The 23,009-nt window shown below is 37.0% G+C and carries 19 protein-coding genes and 5 pseudogenes; 2 read left to right on the top strand and 22 right to left on the bottom strand.

The window, feature by feature from the left end; genetic code table 11:
• Window positions 1-7: 7 nt before the first annotated feature.
• The 9 genes and pseudogenes from ICI50_RS04315 to ICI50_RS04275 all read right to left on the bottom strand — a co-directional run bounded on the left by ICI50_RS04315 (window position 8) and on the right by ICI50_RS04275 (window position 6,551).
• The gene (locus tag ICI50_RS04315) at window positions 8-814 is read right to left on the bottom strand and encodes an SGNH/GDSL hydrolase family protein (RefSeq protein WP_056941027.1); all 807 of its coding nucleotides are present in this window, start codon (window positions 812-814) and stop codon (window positions 8-10) included.
• Window positions 807-1,466: pseudogene (locus ICI50_RS04310) on the bottom strand (uracil-DNA glycosylase). The gene ICI50_RS04315 and the pseudogene ICI50_RS04310 overlap by 8 nt, the downstream one beginning before the upstream one ends.
• A gap of 259 nt (window positions 1,467-1,725) precedes the next feature.
• Window positions 1,726-2,073, bottom strand: a complete 348-nt coding sequence (gene rplS / locus ICI50_RS04305; protein ID WP_013853911.1) for a 50S ribosomal protein L19 — start codon at window positions 2,071-2,073, stop codon at window positions 1,726-1,728.
• Window positions 2,074-2,187: 114 nt separating this feature from the next.
• On the bottom strand, window positions 2,188-2,907 hold the full coding sequence (trmD, locus tag ICI50_RS04300) for a tRNA (guanosine(37)-N1)-methyltransferase TrmD (protein WP_013853910.1): 720 nt from the start codon (window positions 2,905-2,907) through the stop codon (window positions 2,188-2,190).
• Window positions 2,897-3,412, bottom strand: coding sequence for a ribosome maturation factor RimM (rimM, locus tag ICI50_RS04295; RefSeq protein ID WP_025084114.1), 516 nt, complete (start codon window positions 3,410-3,412; stop codon window positions 2,897-2,899). Before rimM ends, trmD begins: the two co-directional genes overlap by 11 nt.
• Window positions 3,413-3,480: 68 nt before the next feature.
• Window positions 3,481-3,753, bottom strand: a complete 273-nt coding sequence (gene rpsP / locus ICI50_RS04290) for a 30S ribosomal protein S16 (RefSeq protein ID WP_003627549.1) — start codon at window positions 3,751-3,753, stop codon at window positions 3,481-3,483.
• Between the two features lie 89 nt (window positions 3,754-3,842).
• Window positions 3,843-5,273, bottom strand: coding sequence for a signal recognition particle protein (ffh, locus tag ICI50_RS04285; RefSeq protein WP_013853908.1), 1,431 nt, complete (start codon window positions 5,271-5,273; stop codon window positions 3,843-3,845).
• A 3-nt stretch (window positions 5,274-5,276) separates the two neighbouring features.
• Entirely contained in the window at window positions 5,277-5,618 is a 342-nt protein-coding gene (ylxM, locus tag ICI50_RS04280) for a YlxM family DNA-binding protein (RefSeq protein ID WP_095341970.1), read from the bottom strand.
• Window positions 5,619-5,695: 77 nt separating this feature from the next.
• Window positions 5,696-6,551: pseudogene (locus ICI50_RS04275) on the bottom strand (GRP family sugar transporter).
• 206 nt (window positions 6,552-6,757) lie between these two features.
• Here ICI50_RS04275 and ICI50_RS04270 point away from each other — a divergent pair.
• The gene (locus ICI50_RS04270) at window positions 6,758-8,185 is read left to right on the top strand and encodes an APC family permease (RefSeq protein WP_013853906.1); all 1,428 of its coding nucleotides are present in this window, start codon (window positions 6,758-6,760) and stop codon (window positions 8,183-8,185) included.
• A gap of 42 nt (window positions 8,186-8,227) precedes the next feature.
• On the opposite strand, the gene ICI50_RS04265 is transcribed toward ICI50_RS04270, so the two are convergent.
• The 7 genes and pseudogenes from ICI50_RS04265 to ICI50_RS04235 form a co-directional block, all read right to left on the bottom strand.
• Entirely contained in the window at window positions 8,228-8,629 is a 402-nt protein-coding gene (locus ICI50_RS04265; RefSeq protein WP_034536233.1) for a hypothetical protein, read from the bottom strand.
• Between the two features lie 88 nt (window positions 8,630-8,717).
• Window positions 8,718-10,139 (bottom strand): C69 family dipeptidase, encoded by a 1,422-nt coding sequence (locus ICI50_RS04260; RefSeq protein ID WP_095341969.1) that lies wholly within the window; start codon window positions 10,137-10,139, stop codon window positions 8,718-8,720.
• Between the two features lie 42 nt (window positions 10,140-10,181).
• Window positions 10,182-11,486, bottom strand: coding sequence for a signal recognition particle-docking protein FtsY (ftsY, locus tag ICI50_RS04255; protein WP_013853903.1), 1,305 nt, complete (start codon window positions 11,484-11,486; stop codon window positions 10,182-10,184).
• The gene (smc, locus tag ICI50_RS04250) at window positions 11,487-15,056 is read right to left on the bottom strand and encodes a chromosome segregation protein SMC (protein WP_056941024.1); all 3,570 of its coding nucleotides are present in this window, start codon (window positions 15,054-15,056) and stop codon (window positions 11,487-11,489) included.
• Window positions 15,057-15,068: 12 nt separating this feature from the next.
• Window positions 15,069-15,755, bottom strand: coding sequence for a ribonuclease III (rnc, locus tag ICI50_RS04245; RefSeq protein ID WP_013853901.1), 687 nt, complete (start codon window positions 15,753-15,755; stop codon window positions 15,069-15,071).
• A gap of 110 nt (window positions 15,756-15,865) precedes the next feature.
• A complete protein-coding gene (locus ICI50_RS04240) occupies window positions 15,866-17,635 on the bottom strand; it encodes an oligopeptide ABC transporter substrate-binding protein (RefSeq protein ID WP_056941023.1) in 1,770 nt (589 codons plus the stop codon).
• Window positions 17,636-17,776: 141 nt separating this feature from the next.
• Window positions 17,777-18,226: pseudogene (locus ICI50_RS04235) on the bottom strand (ISLre2 family transposase); the annotation flags it as partial.
• Window positions 18,227-18,361: 135 nt separating this feature from the next.
• Here ICI50_RS04235 and ICI50_RS10800 point away from each other — a divergent pair.
• Window positions 18,362-18,526 carry a DUF5388 domain-containing protein gene (locus ICI50_RS10800; RefSeq protein ID WP_236694811.1) on the top strand — a complete coding sequence of 55 codons (165 nt, stop codon included), beginning with the start codon at window positions 18,362-18,364 and terminating at the stop codon, window positions 18,524-18,526.
• A gap of 38 nt (window positions 18,527-18,564) precedes the next feature.
• On the opposite strand, the gene ICI50_RS04225 is transcribed toward ICI50_RS10800, so the two are convergent.
• From ICI50_RS04225 to ICI50_RS04200, 6 genes and pseudogenes are all read right to left on the bottom strand, one after another.
• Entirely contained in the window at window positions 18,565-19,149 is a 585-nt protein-coding gene (locus ICI50_RS04225) for an NAD(P)H-dependent oxidoreductase (RefSeq protein ID WP_054640627.1), read from the bottom strand.
• Between the two features lie 162 nt (window positions 19,150-19,311).
• Entirely contained in the window at window positions 19,312-20,271 is a 960-nt protein-coding gene (locus ICI50_RS04220; RefSeq protein ID WP_095341968.1) for a D-2-hydroxyacid dehydrogenase, read from the bottom strand.
• A gap of 10 nt (window positions 20,272-20,281) precedes the next feature.
• Window positions 20,282-20,383 (bottom strand): annotated as a pseudogene (locus ICI50_RS04215) (organic hydroperoxide resistance protein); the annotation flags it as partial.
• 52 nt (window positions 20,384-20,435) lie between these two features.
• The gene (locus ICI50_RS04210; RefSeq protein ID WP_244964970.1) at window positions 20,436-21,014 is read right to left on the bottom strand and encodes a hypothetical protein; all 579 of its coding nucleotides are present in this window, start codon (window positions 21,012-21,014) and stop codon (window positions 20,436-20,438) included.
• 476 nt (window positions 21,015-21,490) lie between these two features.
• Window positions 21,491-22,015: a glycosyltransferase gene (locus ICI50_RS04205; protein WP_257796640.1), complete on the bottom strand. Its 525-nt coding sequence runs from the start codon at window positions 22,013-22,015 to the stop codon at window positions 21,491-21,493.
• Window positions 22,016-22,078: 63 nt separating this feature from the next.
• A pseudogene (locus ICI50_RS04200) lies at window positions 22,079-22,865 on the bottom strand (IS5 family transposase).
• Window positions 22,866-23,009: the final 144 nt, after the last annotated feature.

Below are 23,009 nucleotides of genomic sequence, written 5' to 3'. Positions count from 1 at the left end.
TTAATGCCTAAGTCTTAAGATTTAGGCTTTTTTCTACCAAAATTTGTATTATTTTATCTTCGAATAAAGGTAACCATTGCTTTAAATATCCGGCACGAGTTGGATGAATTTCATCAGCCATGTAAAGTGAAGCTTGTTTTTTTAGCTTGGGATTATTATACAAATCTAAAATTTCAATATTCCATTTTTGTGCTAATTGATGTCCACTATTTACCATTTTTTCATATAATTCACTTTCAAAATATGGATTAGTATAAATTAAAATTGGACAATGCCATTTTGATTTAGCAGTACTAATAATATATTCCATAGCCCCAATAATAGTCTGAGTATCAAAAACATCATTTTGACTAATTTTACCTAGTTTTTTACCTTGTCTAGCATCATTAGTAGATAATTGCAAAACAAATAAATCAGGATTAGTCTCCTTTAATTCTTTATTAAAGCGTGCAACATAAGAATCACCTGCATTATAAGTCGCTTGATCAACCAAAGTAGTACCATTTTCAGCATCTTTAATTGCAGCTATTCCATCTTTCTTCCAGAGATAATCTACGAAAGATTCGCCTAAAGCGCCAAAGCCAAACGTTACAGAAGAGCCTAAAAACAAAATTTTTTTATTTCGTAGAGGGCTATTTATTGTCTCCACTTTATTTAAACTATATTTTCGATTATTACCAGATAAATATGCCAGATCTGCATAAATACGTTGATGCAATGGATGTTCATCTAAATCCATTCGAAGTTCATTTAGAGCAATATCTGAGAGATCATTATTTTGTCTAATCGGAATTAAAAAAGTTTCATTACTCATTATTTTTCCTTTCTTTAGCTATATAAGGTTTAATTATCTCCCAATCCTTAATTATATCCTCTGTCAATTTACGATTATAGAAAATTGCAGCGGGATGATATTCTGGAATAATTGTATATTTTTTATCAGACTAAATATAACCATTTTTTGTTTCATCCAGTTTTAAAATTGGCGTATTTTCAATTACTTTACCATGCTCTGCTGAAATTCTATGTCCTGGGCCTAAAAGCCTCTCAAGGCCAGTATTTCCTAAAGTAACTATTATTTTGGGCTGCGCATAATCAATTTCATAATCTAAAAATGGAGCATGTGCTAAGATTTCCTTTTTCGTCGGTTTACGATTAGGCCGTTTAATAACCTCTTTATTTTCTCGTTTACTAAAAACTTTTTTGATCGCAAATGGTCTACTTCTAACTGCACTAGTGATATAGACATCCTTTCTAGTTAAACCGACTTGCCGAAGAGATTTATCCAGTTCCTTTCCCGCACTCCCACTAAAAGGAATATTATTGACTATTTCATTTCTTCCTGGGGCTTCTCCTACAATCATTAACAAGGGATGCTGTGGACCGCTGCCTGAGTTAAGGCCTTCTAATTTCATTCCTCTTGAGCGTCGCATAACCTCCGCAATTAATTTTTCCGGATAATCCATTATTATCACCTACCCTTATTTATATTATATAGTAATTACCCAAGTATAACTGTGGATAAGTGTCTGTTTTAGACGTAATTCCACACTTATTATTAATTTTTATAATCATAACTTCACAAGCTATAAATACTTATATATAAATATTTATTGATATCTTGTGAAGTTATTTTAGCGTTTCACATAAGTTACACAATAAATATTTTCACAAACTTAATCAATAAAAAAGAGCCAGTTCACATCGAACTGACTCCTTTGATAATTAACGACGTGCTTCAGCAATTCTTGCTGACTTACCATGACGTTCACGTAAATAGTAAAGCTTAGCGCGACGTACACGACCATGACGCTTAACTTCAACCTTAGCAACACGTGGATCGTTAACTGGGAAGGTTCTTTCAACACCAACACCTGAAGCAATCTTACGAACAGTGTAAGTAGCACCGATGCCAGTGCCCCTCTTCTTAATTACAACACCTTCGAATAACTGAACACGTTCATGTGTACCTTCTACAACACGTACGTGAACAGTTACAGTATCACCTGCACGGAAAGTAGGGATATCGTCACGAATTTGTTCTTTAGTTAATTCTTGAATTAATGGATCCATAATGTATTTTCTCCTTCTACGGCATTCATCAACGTACTAACGTCAGCGGAACACCCATAACTTTGATTAGTTGTGACTTTAGCCACGCTAACTAGTTTAACAAATAAACAATACTTAATCAAGCTCTAACCTAATTTCTGTCAACATTTTCTTTTCTTCGCTACTTAAATCACGCTTTTCCAATAAATCAGGTCGATGAAGATAAGTTGCTTTTAAAGCTTCTTTATGTCGCCATTCGGCAATCTTTTGATGGTTGCCACTAGTCAGAACTTCTGGTACTTTCTGCCCCTCAAAATCTGCAGGACGTGTGTACTGCGGATATTCAAGCAATCCATGTGAGAAGCTTTCTTCTACTGGACTAGCAGCATTGCCTAAGATACCTGGAATTAAACGTACAGTTGCATCAATCATGCTCATTGTTGGTAATTCGCCACCAGTTAAAACATAATCACCAATTGATACTGTTTCATCAGCTAAATTATATACCCGCTGATCAAAGCCCTCATAATGACCGCAAATAAATGTTAATTCATCTTCTTTGGCCCAATCTTGCGCTATTTTTTCATTAAAAGTCTTACCTTGTGGGGCAGTAATAATAATCTTGCCAGTCGATGATAAAGAATCTAATGCTTTCTTAATCGGCATTATTTGTAAAACCATCCCTGCTCCGCCACCATACGGAGTATCATCAACGTGATGATGAACATCATTAGTAAAATCACGGAAATTAATTAAGTTAAGTTGCCACTTCTTATCTTCTAGCCCGCGACCTAGCATTGATACCTGCAAAGGCGTAAACATATCAGGAAAAAGCGTTAAAACATTAATCTTCATCGCGTAGGCCCTCCATCAAATCAACGTAGATCTTTTTATCGGGTACATCTACACTTTTAATTACATCAGCTATATTCGGAATCCAATATTCCTTACCATTTTTTTCATGAACTAACCAAATATCATTAGCCCCTGGTGATTGGATATCAGTAATCTTACCTAAAATCTTCTCAGATTCATTATCGATCACGTCGCATCCTAAGATATCTTTATAATAGTAAACATTATTAGGTAGTTCTCCGCGATCAGTTTCACTAACTACTAAGACCTTGCCACGTAGCTTCTCAGCTGCATCAATATCCGTTACTTCATTAAATTGCAGCAACCAAAATTGCTTGAATGACCGACTCTTCTTAATAGTTAAGATTCGATCAGTATTTTCCTTTAAGGCTAAATGCATCCCTTCCGCAAAGCGTTCTTCTGGGAAATCAGTAATCACATTTACCTTAACTTCTCCAGTTAAACCATGGGTAGTTAAGATCTTCGCTACGTCAAAATATTCCATCGGTAACTCCTTTTAAGTAAGAAAAAAAGCTTGAAGCACATAGCATCAAGCCTTAAATCATAACAAGATTACTTGTTGTATTTTGCATCGTGCAACTTAGTCATTAAGCCAGCACCTGAAAGAAGTGATCTAACAGTGTCTGAAGGTTGTGCACCCTTTTGTAACCAATCGAAGATCTTGTCTTCGTCAAGCTTCAATTCCTTTGGTTGTGAAACTGGGTTGTAGTAACCAACTTGTTCGATGAAACGACCATCACGTGGCATACGTGAGTCTGCAACAACGATTCTGTAGAATGGCTTTCTCTTGGCACCAGCACGGTGCATACGAATTTTAACTGACATAAATTAATTTCCTCCTAAAAACTTAACGATTAATAATATACCACCAAATTTTGTGGGTGTAAAGTGTTTTCCCTTAACAGCTACAAAAATTATGAGTGGAATCGCTTAATTTTACGTAAACGCTTCTTTTTATTCTTCTTAAAGTTTTTATTCATGCGTCGCATAGCCATCTTAGCCATTGGCGAATCCATCCCAGGCAACTTGCTTAAACCCTTCATATTGCCTTTAGTGACTTTACTCATCATATCACGCATTTGCTTAAACTGCTTGATCATCCTATTAACTTCAACAACAGGACGACCTGATCCAGCAGCAATTCTTCTGCGCCGACTTGGATTTAAAATATCGGGATTTTCACGTTCTTCTTCGGTCATTGAATAGACAATAGCTTCAGTATGATCAATTTGCTTTTGATCAATACTCAAATTCTTAAGTTGCGGATTGTTAGCCATCCCCGGGATCATTTTCATAATCTGATCTAATGGACCCATTTTTTGTACTTGCTTTAATTGATCTACAAAATCATTAAAATCAAAAGTACTTTCACGCATCTTTTCAGCTACTTTTTGAGCTTCTTTGGCATCATAATCTTGTTGTGCCTTTTCGATCAGGGAAAGCATATCCCCCATACCCAAAATTCTTGAAGCCATTCGATCAGGATGGAAAACATCCAAGTCGCTTAATTTTTCACCTTGACCAGTAAATAAAATTGGTTTGCCAGTAACAGCACGAATTGAAAGCGCAGCACCACCACGAGTATCACCATCAAGTTTGGTCAAAATCACACCAGTAACATCTAGCCGTTCATCAAAGCCTTTGGCTACATCAGTTGCAGCTTGACCAGTCATGGCATCAACAACTAAAAGAATATTATCCGGCTCAGCAACTTGCTTTACTCGTTCCAATTCTTCCATTAAAGGTTCATCAATTTCCAAACGACCAGCAGTATCGATTAAAACATAATCATTTTTATTTTTATCTGCCTCAGCTAATCCATCTTGAACAATCTTAGCGACATCTTTTTCACCATCTTCGCTATAGACCGGTACCTTTAGCTTATCGCCAATTTGCTTTAACTGGTCAACGGCAGCTGGACGGTAAATATCTCCAGCAATTAACAGAGGACGAGCCTTTTCTGTCTTCTGCAAATGATAAGCTAATTTACCAACCGTAGTAGTTTTACCTGTACCTTGCAAACCAACCATCATAATGATCGTCGGAATATGCTTAGACTTATTAAGTGGAACAGCTTCTTCACCCATCATCTTTGTCAATTGTTCATTGACAATCTTAATTACCTGCTGTCCAGGATTCAAGCTTTCTTGTACTTCCTCGCCTAATGCCTCTTTTTTAATCGTTTTGATAAAATCTTTAACGACCCTAAAGTTAACATCGGCTTCTAATAAAGCTAACCTAATTTCACGACTAGCCTTATTAATATCTTCTTCAGAAACTTTACCCTTGCCTGTTAAATTTTTTAATGCTTTTTGAATTCTTTCACTTAAATTTTCAAAAGCCATGGGTTACTCTCCCCTCAATTGATTTAATAAATTCGTTATTTCTTGTTTTGCAGCTTGGCTATCATCATTGTCTAGTGATAAGAGAGCATCAGCTAAAACATCCTCAACACGATTATTATCACGTTTCATATGTAATTTTTCTTCATAATTTTGCAGGATCTTACTTGATCGCTTCAAATTATCATAGACAGCTTGTCTAGAGACCTGATGATTAAGCGCTATTTCACCCAAAGACAAATCATTATAATAATAATCTTCAAAATAGGATTGCTGTCCCTGAGTTAGTAATGAACCATAGTAGGCATATAAATCGCCTAGTTCTTCGTTTTTCGTTAATTCATCCATATATGTTTCACCAGCCTTTAGTATATCAAAAAGGGACTCTGATCAAAATAATCAAGGTCCTTTTCTTTCATTAATTTTTATTTGGCAAAACCTGTCAAGATGCTACCGCCCACAATAAAAATCAAACCAATGATAATATAAGTCATCTCACGTTTAGATTTTGATTCATGCAAGAACCAAATTCCACCAAAGGTAGAAATGACAGAGCACAACTGACTGTAAATAAATGCATTGGTAACCCCATTTTGCTTTACCGAAAACAAATAAAATAAGGTACCAATACCGAATTCTAATCCAGCAATACTATTTCGCCACAACAGCTTACCTCTATATACAAAGGTTGAATGTGAACCAATGATGTATACAACCGTACCAACTAAAACACCAAACATTTCTGGCAAGATATAATCTAGGCCATTAACGTTAGGATTAATATTTTTGGCAATTAGCTTAGGAAAACTTGAGTAAATCCAAAAACCAATTGTAGTGACAAGCAAAAATGCAATATTTTTAGCATTAGCATTACTAGATTCTTGGTCATCACTCTTAGAACTTAGAACGATTCCTACAACTACTAAAACTAAAGCAATAAAACCGATAATCTTAGCTTGAACAGTTGACCATTCACCAAAGATCAGAACCCCAATCAATGAATTACCTACTAACTGAAAACCAGCTGATAAAGGAATAGTCCCACTAACACCTATGCGCGTATAAGAGATGAATTGTCCCATTTGTCCAAAGCATCCCTGCAATGAAAGCTACTCCCCAAGTTGCAGCATCAAAGGCTGGTCTAGTACAGAGATAAATAATAAATGCAGTAATGAATGCACCCAATCCCATCCCTGCAATTTGATGAGCAGGAGAGCCCTTTACTGTTAATGGGATCAAACCCCAACCTACTATGTTAATTAAAGCGATTAATAAAGCCATAAAATTCTTTCCAATTCATAAATAATTATTACTTTTAAAACCCTAATAATTGTTATAACGCAAGTTGCGACTTGTAACAAAAAGTAAGTGTTTTCAGTTCCTATAATTCCTATAAAGTTAAAATATTAAATATTTTATGGTTGCTTTTTTAACGTATTTTTAATTATAATTAGATACATAATTAAAACGTAAAGGGGAGTTGTATTGTGAATCTCTGGCAAAGAATGAACAAAAAAGAAGATCCGCGCGTTTATGAAAACAAAGATGGACACTTGGTTCGCTCATTAAAAGTTAAGGACTTTCTAGCTTTAGGTGTTGGAACGATTGTTTCAGCTTCAATTTTTACTCTACCGGGTGAAGTTGCGGCACTACATACTGGTCCAGCCGTCGCAATTTCATTTATCTTAGCAGCGATAGCCGCGGGATTAGTTGCTTTTGCTTATGCAGAAATGGCTGCCGCAATGCCATTTGCAGGTTCTGCCTATTCTTGGATTAATGTTGTTTTTGGCGAATTTTGGGGTTGGGTCGCTGGCTGGGCACTCTTAGCTGAATACTTTATTGCCTTGGCCTTTGTCGGTTCCGGACTTTCTGCTAATTTCCGAGCCTTGATCGCACCGATTGGTCTAAAGCTACCAGCTTCATTATCTAATGCATTTGGTACAAACGGTGGAATTATCGATGCAATCTCACTGCTTTCCATTTTATTAGTAGCTTTATTAATCGGCCACGGCGTATCAAGAGCCGCACGTGTTGAAAATGCTTTGGTAGTGCTCAAAGTGCTAGCAATCTTACTTTTCATTGTTGTTGGTTTAACTGCATTAAAAGCAGCCAACTTTATGCCATTTATTCCAAAATATCGACCAACTGCTAATGGATCATTTGGTGGTTGGCAAGGAATTTATGCCGGCGTATCAATGATTTTCTTATCCTACATTGGATTTGACTCAATTGCGGCTAATTCAGCCGAAGCTATTAATCCACAAAAGACGATGCCCCGCGGCATTTTAGGCTCACTGGTAATCGCCGTTGCCCTTTTTGTCGGTGTTAGTTTAGTTCTAGTTGGCATGATGCCATATCAAAAATATGCAAATTCCGCAGAACCAGTTGGTTTAGCTCTACGTTACGCAGGACATCCAATTGTCGCAGTTATTGTTCAAACTATTGCAGTTTTAGGAATGTTTACAGCTTTAATCGGCATGAGTATGGCTGGATCAAGATTAATTTATTCATTTGGTCGAGACGGAATGTTGCCTAAGTGGCTAGGTAAATTAAATTCTGAACGTTGCCCTAATAACGCATTATGGACTTTAACAGTAGTTGGTATCTTGTTGGGAGCATTTTTCCCATTCTCAATGTTGTCACAACTAGTTTCTGCAGGTACTTTGATCGCCTTCATGTTTGTTTCACTAGGAATTTATAAATTACGTCCGCGTGAAGGCAAAGATATTGATGATCCATCTTTCAAAATGCCATTTTATCCGGTACTGCCTGCATTAGGCTTCTTAGCTGCATTGATTGTCTTTTTAGGATTAGATTATCAAGCTAAACTCTACGCCGGTATTTGGTTTATTTTAGGATTAATCATCTACTTTACTTATGGCATTCATCATTCTGTGTTAAACAAGAAAAAATAATATTTCAAACAAAAAAGCGGCCAAAGCCGCTTTTTTCATACCCTAACTTTCCTCTTCTTTTAACATTTTTTTCAGAACATTTACTAAGCCTAAAGTTTCATCTTTGCTTAGCATTGCCGTAATGGTTTGATCAGTATCCCGCCGATGCTGTGCTACCTTCTTGCAAAGCTCTTTTCCTTCATCTGTATCCATAGCTGTATCATTAGAAATGGTAATTAATTTCTTAGTAGCAAGTGGAGTTGTTAATGTCTTTAATTTCTCATCATTCACATGTATTGCTTTAGCTAATTTTTCTAGTTTTTTACCATGTTTATGATATCTTAACTCGATTAAGACTTCTAATTCATTAGCGGTAATACCAAAATTTTTAAGGTCTTCATCCATTTGTTTTTCAACTTCATTGCTCATTTTAGTAAAAAATGAACCAATCGTGTTCTCTGTCATCATTTATCATCCTTTCCATCTACCAATTTAATTATACTAGCGCAAGAAAAAAACAGCTCAACAAGTGAACTGTTTCTTAAAACGTAAATTAAAGATTTTCATCCATATTGAAAGTCAATTTAGACATATTAATTGAATCAATCATCATTTGACCCCAAAGCTTTTCAGTTTCCTTACGAGTATGGGCAACTGTCTTTTGGTTCTCCTTGGTCAAATATGCAGTCAATTCATCGCCTGACTTGCCTTCACTACCAGCAATAATTTCTTCAATCCGACCTCTGAAGTAACGGTTAAGTTCAGTTAAGTAAGTAGTGTCAAGTTGAACGAATTGTGGGTAATGGCTTTCAACAATAGCAGCAAATGACTTATAGTACCACCATGCATCATTCATATTGTAATCCATTGAAGTATTGTTGTATGAAGGATCAGTATCACTCATATTAGCAAAGAATGGAACAAATGGAGTAAATGTTGGGCCACCAATACATAACCACATAATAGCAGCACGATCTGCAGGAACATCGCTTCTAATTTGCAAAATGTGAGCATTTTGAGTGCGGTTTAAGCCAATTGGACGGTAGCGGTGCTTTTCTTCATCAGTACCCTTGCCAAATGAATCGTATGGCGTGTCTTGGTAGTGAGAACCTAAAGCAAATTGAATATCTTCCTTGGTAATCTTCTTAGCAGCCTTACGGATAAATGGAATGTCGCCGTCTTGTGGATCTTGTTCAATCTCAGGGTTGAACAACTTTTGAATATACCATTGACGGTTAGTGTTATAGTGACGATCTTGTTCAGTATAGGTACCGAAAATATGACGGAAGTTCCAACCTTCATGATCAGGGTTCAAGTGGTGCTTTTCAACGAAATCTTGAATGCCTTCACTCCACATGAAGTAATCAGGATTGTCAAAATCAACTTGTTCAATGGCTACACGATTACCAGTTGCAGCATAGCAGTCATCTGGGATACGTTCAGCAACCCAGTGGTGACCAGTAACAATTTCCATGTACCAGATTTCGTCTTTATCACTGAAGAGAACTGAGTTACCAGCTGGTGAACCGTACTTAGCAATCAATTTACCTAAGTATTGCACACCATCACGTGCAGAATGAATGTATGGCAATACTGAAGTTTGCATACAATCTTCATCAAGACCATCCTTAACAAGTGGGTCAAAAGCTAAAGTTCTTTCGTTACCGTAAGTTGATTCGGTACATGACATACATACGTTTTCTTGGTTAATACCACTTTCGTCATAGTAACCACGGTGTTTATAATCAACATTTGGTACAGCAGGAACACGTTGTGCATCTTCCGGTAAATCCATTTCAAACTTATTGAGCCATGACTTAATGTGTTTCTTTTCACCATGACGCGCAGGTTCGATAATAAATTTTTGTGGGGTAATTGGACGGAAAGTATCATCGTTACGAGCGATCATAGTCGTGCCGTCAATTGAAGCTTTTTTACCAACTAAAATGGTAGTACAAGCACTATATTCTTTCATAAAATTCTCCTTATAAATTGAAATTATATATTTACTTTATCACTAGACTAAGCCATGGAAAAGGCCAATAGCGTAATTAGCTGCATCAAAGTCTGCTAAGTCTTCTGCTTTTTCGCCAAGGCCAACTAACTTAACTGGCAAATTCATCTCGTTACGGATTGCCAATACAACCCCACCTTTAGATGAACCATCAAGCTTAGTTAAAACCAAACCAGTTAGTTTAGTAGTTTTATCAAAGTCTTTGGCTTGAAGCAAAGCATTTTGCCCAGTTGAACCATCAAGCACCAATAAAGTCTCTGTTGGTTGCTTGGGCAAAAGCTTCTTAATTGTACGCTGAATTTTTTCTAGTTCAGCCATTAAATTTTTCTTGTTTTGCAGACGACCAGCGGTATCAACTAAGAGATAGTCTGCCTTTTCATTAATTGCTCGTTCAGTGGCATCATAAACAACAGAAGCGGGGTCAGCTTGTGCTTTGCCAGTTACAACTGGCACATCTACACGCTTGCCCCATTCTACTAATTGTTCAACTGCCCCTGCTCTAAAGGTATCGGCAGCTGCCAAGATAACTGACTTGCCTTCATCCTTAAAACGCTTAGCCAGTTTACCAATAGTAGTCGTCTTGCCAGCACCATTTACGCCGACAAACAAGTAAACATTTGGCTTATCGTCTGGATGATAAATAAGTTTTTCATCCTCGCTATTACCACCTTGATCATAAAGATCAACCAGTTTTTCAACAATAACCTTCTTTAAATCATCACGTGACTTGGCATTTTGCAATTTGGCCTCTTCACGCAATTCGTCCGTCAATTGCTCAGCAGTTTCATAACCAACATCAGATTCAATGAGCAAGTCTTCCAGATCATCAAAAAAGTCTTCATCAACTGTTCTAAACTTGGCAAAGAAAGCATTTAAGCGTGCACCAAAGCCCTTATTGGTTTTCTCTAAACCTTTTTCATAAAGCTGTTCATTTGAATCTTCTTCAGTCTCTGATTTCTCTTCAGCAGGTTTTGATTCTTCAGATTGTTCTTGATCTACAGAAGTTGTATCTGCTTCTTCTGATTCTACTTCTTCAGTTTCAGGCTCTTCCTCAACTTCAGAAGTTGGTTCATCTTCAGACTCAGATGTTTCAGAATCAGTACTTTCCTTTTCTTGTTCTATAGTTTCCGATTCTGTATTTTCTGGAGTTTCTTCAGAAGCTGATTCAGCCTCTTCTTCTTGATTTTCTGTTTCTACTTCAGCAGTAGATTCTTCTTTTTCTTGCTGTTTTTGTTCTTCTTTTTTCTTATCTTCGTCTTCATCTTTTTTACCAAAGAGAGATTTTTTAATTCGATCAAATAATCCCAATTACTTCACCTCATTTTTATTTTTCATTTCTTTTAATGATACTGATAAGACTTGAGAAATACCAGATTCTTGCATCACCACGCCATACAATTGATCTGCTTGCCTCATCGTACCGCGCCTGTGAGTAATCACAATAAATTGTGTCTTAAGATCATACTTAAGCAAAAACTGAGCAAAGCGAGTAACATTCGCATCATCCAGTGCGGCTTCAACCTCATCTAATACGCAGAAAGGTACTGGATTAACCTGTAACATTGCAAAAAGCAACGTAATCGCAGTTAAAGCACGTTCCCCACCAGATAAAAGACTCAAACGCTGCAGCTTCTTACCAGGTGGTTGAGCAATAATCTCAATCCCTGTTTCTAGCAAGTTATTCGGTTCAGTTAGTTCCAACTTAGCTTTGCCACCACTAAAGACTACCGGAAAAATACTCTTAAAACTTTCTGCAACAGCATTAAACGTTGATTTAAAACGTGACTTAACTTCTTCATCCAATTCATCCATTGATTTTTCAAGATCATCACGAGCCTTGAGTAAATCATTCTGCTGTCCATCTAAGAAATCATAACGTTTTCTAACATCCTCATATTCCTGGATAGCATCCAGATTTACCGGTCCAATATCTTCAATCGACATTCGATGCAATTTGACGCTTTTGGTTAATTCATTACGATTATCTTCTGTATTTTCACCTTCAGCTTGGGCTAAAGCAGCTTCAAAGGTTAAGGAATAATCATCACGCAAAACCCCAAGTCTTTGATCAATTAGACTATTAAACTTAGCAATTTTAACTGAATAATCTTCTTGCTCAATTGCAGCATCTTTACGCAAATCATAGTTTCGACTAGCTACTTGATCTAACTGATTAATCTGCGCATCAAATTGTCCTAACTGTGAACTCAAGTCATTTAATTTCTTTTGTAACTTCTCAGTTTGCTGATTAATCTCAATTTTGTGCTTTCTCAAATCTGAGTTCTTTTTAACCGACAATTCACCATTCTGAACTAAATCAGTCAATTTTTGCTTTAAATCTGTGATTTGTTGCTTGTTATTAGCAATCTGACCTACTTTTTCTTTTTCCTGACTAGTCAAATTCTCTAATTTATTAGTAAACACAGCAATTTTAGGATCAAGTTGTGACAACTGATCTTGAATTCTTTGACTCAAGCTATTAAAATTGCGAATCTTATCTTGCAGATCATTCATCCGCTTCTTTTGCTTTTCACCTTGCTTAGTTAAATCTTCTTGTTTAACATTTGCAGCTTCAATTTGTTTTTGCAAAGAAACGATCCGCTCATTGCGCTCTTTTATGCGAGACTCATATAAAGAATTGGCGTCAGTTAGTCGCTTAACTTCTTTCTCTTGATTTTGAAATGAAATAGCAGCTTCATTAATTGCCTGATTTGTTTCTTGCAAAGAATCATGCAATTTTTGCAATTGATTAGATACATTTACACTTTGATCGGCAAAATCTTTTAGCTGTGCTTGATCCGCTTTTAGCTTGGCAGACAAGGCCTCAAGCTGCTTTTCTAATTTATTAATTTCAGTCGCTGTTTGCAAAGGAGAATTGTTTCGTTGATTTCTCTGACCACCAGTCATTGAGCCGCCTGGAGAAATAACATCTCCATCAAGCGTAACGATTCGGTAACGACCTACACGTTGTGAAATTAGCATTGCAGTATCGATGGTATCAACAATAATCACGCTACCTAATAAATAATTAATGGCAGAAGAAATATCGTGCTCTGTTTTGGTCTTTACTAATTGACTTGCTATTCCCTTGAAGCCATTGAATGAGCTTAATGTAGTTATCGTTGATTGTGGGATGCCATACTGCCTTAATCCATCTAATGGTAAAAAGGTAGCTCGCCCAGCTCGATTGAGCTTTAATTGATGAATGGCATTTCTAGCGCTAACTCGGCTAGTTGTAATCAAATCCTGTACGCCACTACCCAAAGCAGTTGTCATTGCTGCTTCAAGTTCTGCTGGGAAAGTAATTAACTCACCTACAGCGCCTATTACGCCCTTAAATTCATTCAAATGGTTCAGAACATTTCTTACGCCATAGTAGTAGCCCTCATGTCGCTTTTGAATATTAAGCAAAGCTTCATGACGTGCCTCAACTTTTTCTAATTTACTATGCTCATCATTAACGATTTGCCGTAAACTATTTAGTTTCTGACTTAATTCAGCGTTTTGTTCACTAATTTGCGTAAATTTATCTTTTTCTTGCTTGCGCTTTTCGGTTAAATTTTTTCCCTTATTACGCAATTGCTCTAATTCTTTTTGAGCCGAACTTAACTGCTCTGAAACATCGTTATTCTGATAACTAGTATCTGCCTTACTTCGTTTTAAATCAGTATTCAAATTAACTACCTGATTATTAGTAGTCGCTTGATCCTGAAGCAATTGAATATAATCATTACGGCAATCTTCCAACTGCTGATTTAATTCTTCTGGGTCTTCCTTCAATTGTGCAGTTAATTGCGCACGATTTTTCTGTAATATTGCTTGTTGCTTTTTTAGGTTCTTCTGATTTTGCTGTAATTCTGCTAAGGTTGAATTAAATTTTACTAAATCAGCTGTTAAAGCTTTAACTTGATTCTGATATTCCACCTTAGTTGCATCATCAAATTGACGCGATTGTTCTGCTACCTGCAAACTTGCACTTAAGTCAGATAGCTGTTGACTCAGTTTCAATAATTCAGCTTGTGTTTTTTCACGCTGATCACGAATTTTTTGATATTCTGCTCTCTTTTGTGAAACCGCATTTTGCGATTCTTTAACTTCCGCATCAAGTTTAGCTAAAAGAACCTTATTTTTGCTAGCAGATTCCTGTACCTCTTCTTTTTGCCGATTAATATCCTCAATTTCAAAAGCCAACAGACTCTTTAATTTTTTGTCTAATCTTGCCTTTTGAAATTGGTATTCCTTAGCTAAAGAACTCTGTTCATGTAACGGCTCAAGACGATTCTTCAGTTCTTTAACTAAATCATTAATTCTAATTAGATTGTCCTGCGTCTTTTTTAATTGAGTCTGAGCAGCTTCTTTTTGTTGTTTAAAGTGAAGCACACCAGCTGCTTCTTCAAAGATTACTCTTCTTTGTTCAGGACGCGAATTTAAAATTTGATCAACTCGTCCCTGAGAAATAATTGCCAGACTATTCTGTGAAACTCCAGAATCAAGGAAAAGCGCATGCACGTCACGCATTCGAACCTGTTGATTATTAATCCAGAATTCACTATCACCAGAGCGTAAAATCCTTCTCGTAATTGACACTTGATCAGCATCAAATGCCAATTCACGCTTTTGATTATCAAAGACTAATGTCACTTCTGCCTTATTAAGAGGCTTTCGAAATTGACTCCCCGCAAAAATAACATCTTTCATGTTAGTTCCACGAAGTGATTTGGCACTGGACTCTCCCATTACCCAACGAATAGCTTCAGTAATATTACTCTTACCACTGCCATTAGGACCAACGATTCCAGTAATTCCATCATTAAAATGAATAATTGTCTTATCAGCGAATGATTTAAAACCATCGAGCACTAATTCTGTTAATGGCACTCTTTCATCCCCTTATTCAAATTTTTGTAATGCTGATTTAGCTGCTTGTTGCTCAGCTGCCTTTTTATTATGGCCTTCACCTTGAGTTTGTACTTTATTATTAATTTTCAATTCAACTACAAAATGTGAAGGAAGCTGTGATTCACTCACCACACTATATTCAATATCAACAGGGCCATCTTGTTGCAATAATTCCTGCAGATCAGTCTTATAGTCTCGTGAATCATCAAATTCACCTTTATCAATTAATGGATAAACCGTTAAATGCAAAAAGTGTTCAACCGCTGGCATTCCTTGATCTAAAAACAAAGCACCATTAAAAGCTTCAAAAACATCTTCTAACAAAGTCTTACGCCTTCTAGCACCTGCTTTCTCTTCACCATTACCTAAGTGAATTTCTGTTTGAAAACCACATTCAATCGCAAATTCTGAAAAACCTTCAGTTCTAACGATGTTCGATCTCAACCTGGTTAATTCACCTTCATTAAGCTTAGGATAGTGACGATAAAGATAATCTGAAACTGCCAATTCCAAAACCGCATCACCTAAAAATTCTAGCTTTTCATAATCACGAATACCATCATTAGAATGTTCATTTGAATAAGAAGAATGCGTAAAGGCTTCTTCTAGCAGCTTTTCATTATTGAATTTAATATTATATTCTTCTTTTAATTTCTTTAAAAATTTTGTACTTACCATAAAATTGCCCCTTTTATACCTCTAAATTATACCAGTTTTAGGTTGCTTTTTTGAATGCAAAAAAAGACTGCTTCTAAACTTAGAAGTAGCCCTTTCATTTTTAACTTAATTTACTTAGCATAACCAACCTTGTACCAGTTAGGGAAGCCGTTACCCATTGAGTCTGATGGCTTAAGTGAATAACCAGTAAGCTTCTTGTTAACAGCAGTAATTGAGTAATTGTTAGCTACAGGAATGATGTAAGCTTCATCATCCATGTACTTTTGCCATTCGTGGAACTTATCAACTCTATACTTATGGTTAAAGGCCTTTTGTGAGTCCATATCAGTAAGAAGCTGATTGTTCTTCTTAGTTACGAAACGTGAATAGTTCATTGGTACTTTTTCACCATAAAGGTCATTTGGTGATGGTTCACTAGATAATGACCATGCACCTAAGAACATATCTACTGATGGGTCATCATTTTGAACCTTATCGTAGAATGAGTTAAATTCAATCAAACGGCCAGTAGTTAACTTAACGTTCAAGCCTTCTTTTCTCCATTGTTGGATGTAGTTTTGAACGATTGGTTCTTGAGTTGATGAACCAGTCATAGCAGCCAAACGAATAGTCAAAGGCTTACCATTAGGTTGTACACGGTACTTGCCCTTCTTCTTAAAGCCAGCCTTGTCTAAGATTTCATTACCTTTCTTAATGTTGTAGGTATAGCCCTTAACATTTTTATCGAAGTAGTCACCGAATTGTTTAGGAATTAAAGTTGGTACTCTAAAGCTCAAGCCATATGAGTAACGCTTGTAAACTTGTTCAACGTTCATACCGTAACCGATTGCTTGACGAAGAGCCTTGTTATTCATCTTAGACTTAGGATTCATAACGTTTTCACCCTTCTTGGCATCCCACTTACCTACCTTAAAACCAAGGTATGAGTATGAAAGCGGAATTTGGGCAATGAAGTTAACGTCCTTAGTTCCCTTAATGTTTTGCCATTGTGAGTTGATAACGGCAATTACATCAAACTTATGAGACTTAATACTTTGAGCAACTGAGTTAGGGTTAAGTACTGAAGCAGTGATCTTGTTCAACTTTGGCTTACCCTTGTAGTAATACTTATTAGGTACCCATGTAGTCGATTGACCACGAACAACTTTTTGCAACTTATAAGGGCCAAAGAATAATGGAGTCTTACGAACCTTATCACTTGACATTAAATCTTTAAATTTAACATCTTTTAAGTAATAATATGGAGCAGCTGCCTCCCAAATATAACCATTACCACTAGTGTTCATACCCGGTCTCATAGTCTTAAAATGAAGTACGGCTTTAAGACCATTTTCACCATCAGGCATTTCAAAACCAGAAATAGTCTTTGATTGACCCTTGTGGTATTCTTCCAAACCAACTAAGTCAGCTAAGCTTGAAGTATAACGCTGTGACTTGGAGTCCTTGTTGGCAATGATTTCATAAGCATATTCGTAGTCCTTGGCAGTAACTTGCTTACCATCTGACCACTTAACACCTTTTTTAATGTTAATAGTTGCCGTCTTTGCTTTTTGATCAATCTTAATAGTAGCTGCACCTTTGTTATTAAAGACATAGTGATCATCAGTACCAAAAAGTGATTCAGCACCATATTGCATAACTTCAGTATCAGTTGCTGAAGTTGAAAGTTCATCATTAAAAATACCAGTAAATGGGGTGTCTGTTTCAACAGCTACCTTAACAGTACCACCTTGCTTAGCGGTCTTAGTAGGTACTGCTGAACTAAACTTGGCTGCAGTAGAAGCTTCATTAGAATTAGAATTCGACTTCCCACAAGCGGCTAAAGTTAATGCTGCACCTGATAATAATGTAATGCTAGCAAAAAGTTTTGCCTTTTTCATTAGTAAAAATCCTCCATAACTTGGAACAAGTTAACTTCTAAATAATAACACTATTACAAAAAAGTTACAACAGCATGAAAACGGCAGTAAGTGTCAATATTTTTGCGGTAGGCTATTAACCATTAGTCTGACCTTAATTTCTTAAATATTTATTTGACTTAATTTTCTGCCGAAATCATCCAAATAGCTATGACCTGCTGTTAAGCTTTCGATTGCTCCATGATGAATGCCTAGATGAGCTTCATGCGTCTTTCTTAGGCTGGCACGAACTGCACCTTTCAATTCTTCCTGATCACCAATATCGAGCTGTCCACCTGCAAACTCACTGCTAAGCCAGTATTCCAGCTCATTGTTTTTGATACAAGTCAGCACACGCAGAATTCCTTCGGCACCATCTTCTGACCAGTATTTTCCTTGCCCTTTGACGCGATAAGTATACTTGCGGTGATTGCTCTCACAGCAGCCAATTGCCTTAATTACGGACAAATGACGCATCTTAAACGGCTTAATATCCACCCAGCGACGATGAAGATAGCTGCGCAGCCGCTTTAGGTTTTCATGATTTTCTGGCGTATTCAGCTCATCAACCAGAGCTATGACCCTAGCAAGGTCAGCAAACAGCTTGAGGAAGCCGCAAGTAAGTCTACCAGTAGCACTACTGTACCAACAAAAAAACGCCCAGTAGGCCGACCCAAGAGTGGGCGCAAGTCCTACCAGACGGTACGTTTGCAGAAGCAAACAGTATTGAAGATTAATGCGCTAGAGAACGCACTAAGTAATTCCACTCAAGACGAAACAGTCGACCAAGCTATTGACCGTATGCTAAACTCGCTCTCAAGCGATGAGAAACGTGCCTATTGGCTATGGCTAGAAATGTTTGAAAAGAAGTAGACTATAACTTTACAAGAGCAATTGATTTAAAATGAATGCTACTTAAATTTATATTCTTTTATATACGATAAGAATCTATTTCTTTTACTTTTTGTAGATCTTGTAATCCCTCCAAAATTAATCCACTTTCTTTTTTTCATTCCCAATTGTTTTAGTGTTTTATTTAAGAAAATTCTTTTGATTCCATTTCCTAAAAATAATTTCAAATAAAAAGTGGGAGCTGCTGAGGTAGTTAAAACATAGGTATGTTTAATATTCACTAATTTCCCTTTCACTCCCATCATAGTATTTTCGTGGGTAAGTCCCTTTCCTTCCTTCATTACTACATCAATAAAGCCCTTAAGCATTCCTGGCACTCCATTCCACCAAAATGGACAAATTATAATGAGAGTATCAGCATTTTTAAGCTCTTTTAAATAAAATTTAACCTGCGGACGACAAGTTTTTCCTTTAGAATAAAGACTTAACTCCCTAGCATCATATGCTGGGTTAAAATTATCTTTATACAGATCTAAGATCTTAAACTTTTTTCTATTCTTCTTCATGTTAGCTTGGACAGCATTCAAAACAGCATGATTATAGCTTTTATCATAAGGATGTACATATACAATCAAGTTATTCATCTTTTCACCTAAATTCTATGTATTTTTTCATTCTTCGTTCTAGCAATTCTTCCTGGTCCATTGATTTTAATTTTTCATAATCATTTTGAATAATTTTTCTAATTGCTTTATTTTAGACAGTTTTACTTAAATGTAGGCAAAAGAATTCACAGACCATTGCCATTAATTGATAACGTTTTTCAGATCTCCTGATAAATATGCTTTTATATTATCAACAGTCATATGCAACAACCGTTCTCTTGTCTCATATGGGGCCCAAGCAATATGTGGGGTAATATAACAATTTTTGGCCTGTAATAATGGGCTATCACTAGCAATGGGCTCCCCTTTAACAACATCAGTGGCGTAGGCATAAATTTTGCCTTCATTCAAGGCATTCTTGATGTCCGCTTCATTAGCCAATTTGCCTCGGGCCGTATTCAATATAATAACCCCAGTTTTCATTTTGGCAATCGTATCATTATTAATTAAATCAATTGTTTCTGGTGTTTGGATCACATGCAGACTAAGCACATCAGATTGCCTTAATAGTTCATCAAATGAAACCTGCTGAATCCATGATTCAGGAACCTTTTTAGGACGATGATTATAGAAAATAACTTTCATAGAAAAAGCGTGTCCTATTTTAGCAACTTTTTGCGCAATATGGCCATAACCGATTATTCCTAAAGTTTTCCCTTTTAATTCTAATAGCGGTTTTTCCCAAAAAGTAAAATCAGGAGCCTGTGCCCACCGGTTTTCATGAACAAGCTGATTATGCAATCCAACTTGGCTAGTCACTTCTAATAATAACGAGAAAGTAAATTGTGCCACTGCGTCACTTGCATATGTGGGAATGTTAGTCACCACAACCTTGTTCTGGTGTGCGCTCTCAATATCAACGACATCATAACCGGTTCCCATGATTCCGATATACTTCAATCGTGATGTTTTGCTAATCACTTCATGATCTAGGGGTGTTTTGTGTGTAATGACGATATCAGCATATTTAATTCGTTTTATGATTTCAGCGTTATCGTTAACTGGTGTACGATCATATAAAGTGCAGTCGCCCAATTTTTGCAAGCTTTTCCAATTTAAATCTTTGTTTAGTTCATATCCATCTAAAAGAACAATTTTCATAGTGTTACCCCCCTATCTTTTCAATGTTTACGTTGAAAGAGTGGTTTGGGCTATGTGACTCACCAGAACGTCCTCCAGTGTTAATCATGGTTGTTGTATATACTTTCTTCATTTGATGACCTCCTTGAAATAATCGCCGCTTTCGTTAAACGCAAGCCACTCGACTAACGACTCATACTTGAAGCCATCTTAATGGCAGTTTCGGCTGAACGTGCAGATATTTTATACAAGATGGCACCTTCTTGCCAAGTAATAGTTTGGTTTAATCCATTATCAGTGACATCAAAGTTGCCTGCCCCAACTTGGCTCGGAATGGGAAGCGAGTACTGGTTAAACAATGCTACCAGTTGTTTGCTCATAGCAACTGGATCTTGGCCCATGACAGGTGAGGCATGTACTGTTACCGACCAGCGACCTGCTTGCCATGTGAGATAAGCTTGTCCAGCTCCTCGATCAATAGTCCCCTGAACACCACTCCCAAGATCAATGACCGGTAACCCAGTCTCTTGTGCGTGGTGATTAACCGCGGTCACTGCAGCCGCTGTGGAGACATAGGCGGTTTTATTGAATGTTGCATAAGGCGTTTCGCTAGCTAAGGTGCTGGCATTAAATTTCTTGGCTGTAGCTCCAACACTATAATAAACCGTATATCCGTATGCATTACTAATATAGTGCATATTCAAGCGATTGTGATTTTCGTTCAACCCATCAACAGTTGGTTTTTTTGTAGTCCTAATTGCCATAGACAACCTCTGATTGAGCTCTTGAATTCGAGAATCTGTAGTATCCTCTTTTACTGATGAGTTCTTTGATGATATTGAACTAGCCACAGTAGATGAAGAACTAGAAGACATTTTCTCTTTTGCAGAATTAGATACCTTCGTAGCGGAACTAATGGATGTCGATGGTGTTTTAGAGTTGGTACTAAGCTTCGAACAACCTCCGATTAAAAGGCATGCTGTCAACGTTGTGATAACAATCTTGCCCTTCATGTGACATTCCTTCTTTCCATTGTTGTGTCACGGCGTCTCTAGATTGGATTAACTGCCCACATGGTCCGAAATTATTATTTATGATTATAATAACATAAAGCAATTTTAATTGTGCAAAATACGTTTTTTAAAATTCGACCATTAATACCACTTCATTTGAATGCTTGATATGTAGCCTTATAAAAACCTTACAGATTAGTCAAAAAACATTATAAATGTTTTTCTCACTAGAGACTAAGCTCTTTAAAAAGTCGCTGCCACTGATTAGTAACATCCGAAAGTGAGAAATCATGACTTCGTTGTAAGGCTTGATTAGCCCAATAGTCCCGAATGGATGGTGAATACATGAGGGTATCAAGCTTTATGTTTAGGTCATGCACACGATGATCCTGTGTCAGAATGCCAAATTCCCCCCCATTTAAAAATTCTTGGGCGCCAGTATTATTCATTGATATAACGGGTAATCCGAAACTCATTGCTTCACCAATCACTAGTGGTAGTCCCTCCCAACGAGACGTCATCATAAAAATCGAGGATGTTTGATAATGTATTGCCAACTGTTCATCCGTTAGCGATCCTGTCAGTTTCAACTTATTATTCACGTTCATTTGACTGATCAAATTTCTCAATTTGTTTTCGTCTGGACCTGAACCAGCTAAGCGAATCTCCCAATCATCCGGTATGTTCGCGGCAATCTTAACCAACAAGTCCAAACCTTTTTGTTGAATATCGATTCTAGAAACCATAATAATGACGTGGTTTGTTAATGAAGAGATAGTGCCACTTTTGATGGTCAGTGGATTGTAAGAACCTGTCTAGTATCTTTTAAGAACTATCTTCAGGAAGGCCAATACAACCATTTGAAGACTGCTGTTAAGGGCACGTTCACAGTTTTTTCAAAGTCGCCGACATTTGTCTAGCCAACTCCATGAACGTTCAACGATCCATCGTTGCGGTAACACCGTGAACATATGCAACTCGTTGCGTTTAGCTACCGTCGTCTTAGCATTCAAAATGAGTTTCACCTGATCCGCAAAGTCATTGCCAGTGTAGCCACCATCAACCATGACATGCTGAACCAGCTCTAAATTTTGGCTAGCCAAACTAAGCATAGCCAATGCACCTGAACAATCTGATACATTAGCTCGTGTCACGAGAATGGCTTGTGGTAAACCGTTAATATCAACCGCCATATGACGCTTAATCCCTGAAATCTTTTTGCCGCCATCGTAGCCACTTTTTTCGTTAAATCAGTGGTTTTAACACTTTGAGCATCAACAATCACAAACGACGTTCGGGCCGATCGGCCCTGTGCAAAACGATAGGAAGCGACAGTTTTTTTAAAAGCCTTTCTAATAGCGAATCAGCTGTCGGGTCTGGTTTATCTCGCCACATATCGTAATAGCGGTAGACGGTATGCCATTCCGGGAAATCGTGCGGTAATTCACGCCATTGACACCCTGTAGTAAGCGAGTAAAGGATGGCATTGAATACGTCATAAAGATCATAACGACGCGGTCTTGTATGCTTGCGGAAGTTTTCTAAATCAGGTTGTATTAACGCAAATTGCGCTCGAGAAATATTGCTTGGATAATCTGGCATGACAAACTCCTCAGTCGGTTTTCCACAATTCTACCAGATTCAGCAGATACTAGACAGGTTCTGAAAGTAGTGATAAAGGTTGATATGACGGGGTTGAGAATGGTTGTAAAAATAACTGATTTTGAGCTTAACAATTGAGTGGAC

Origin of the sequence: Lactobacillus kefiranofaciens, assembly GCF_014656585.1 — a bacterium.
GTDB classification, from domain to species: Bacteria; Bacillota; Bacilli; order Lactobacillales; family Lactobacillaceae; genus Lactobacillus; species Lactobacillus kefiranofaciens.
Note: the sequence above shows the minus strand (reverse complement) of the source record. Positions and strands in the feature narration are given on the sequence as shown.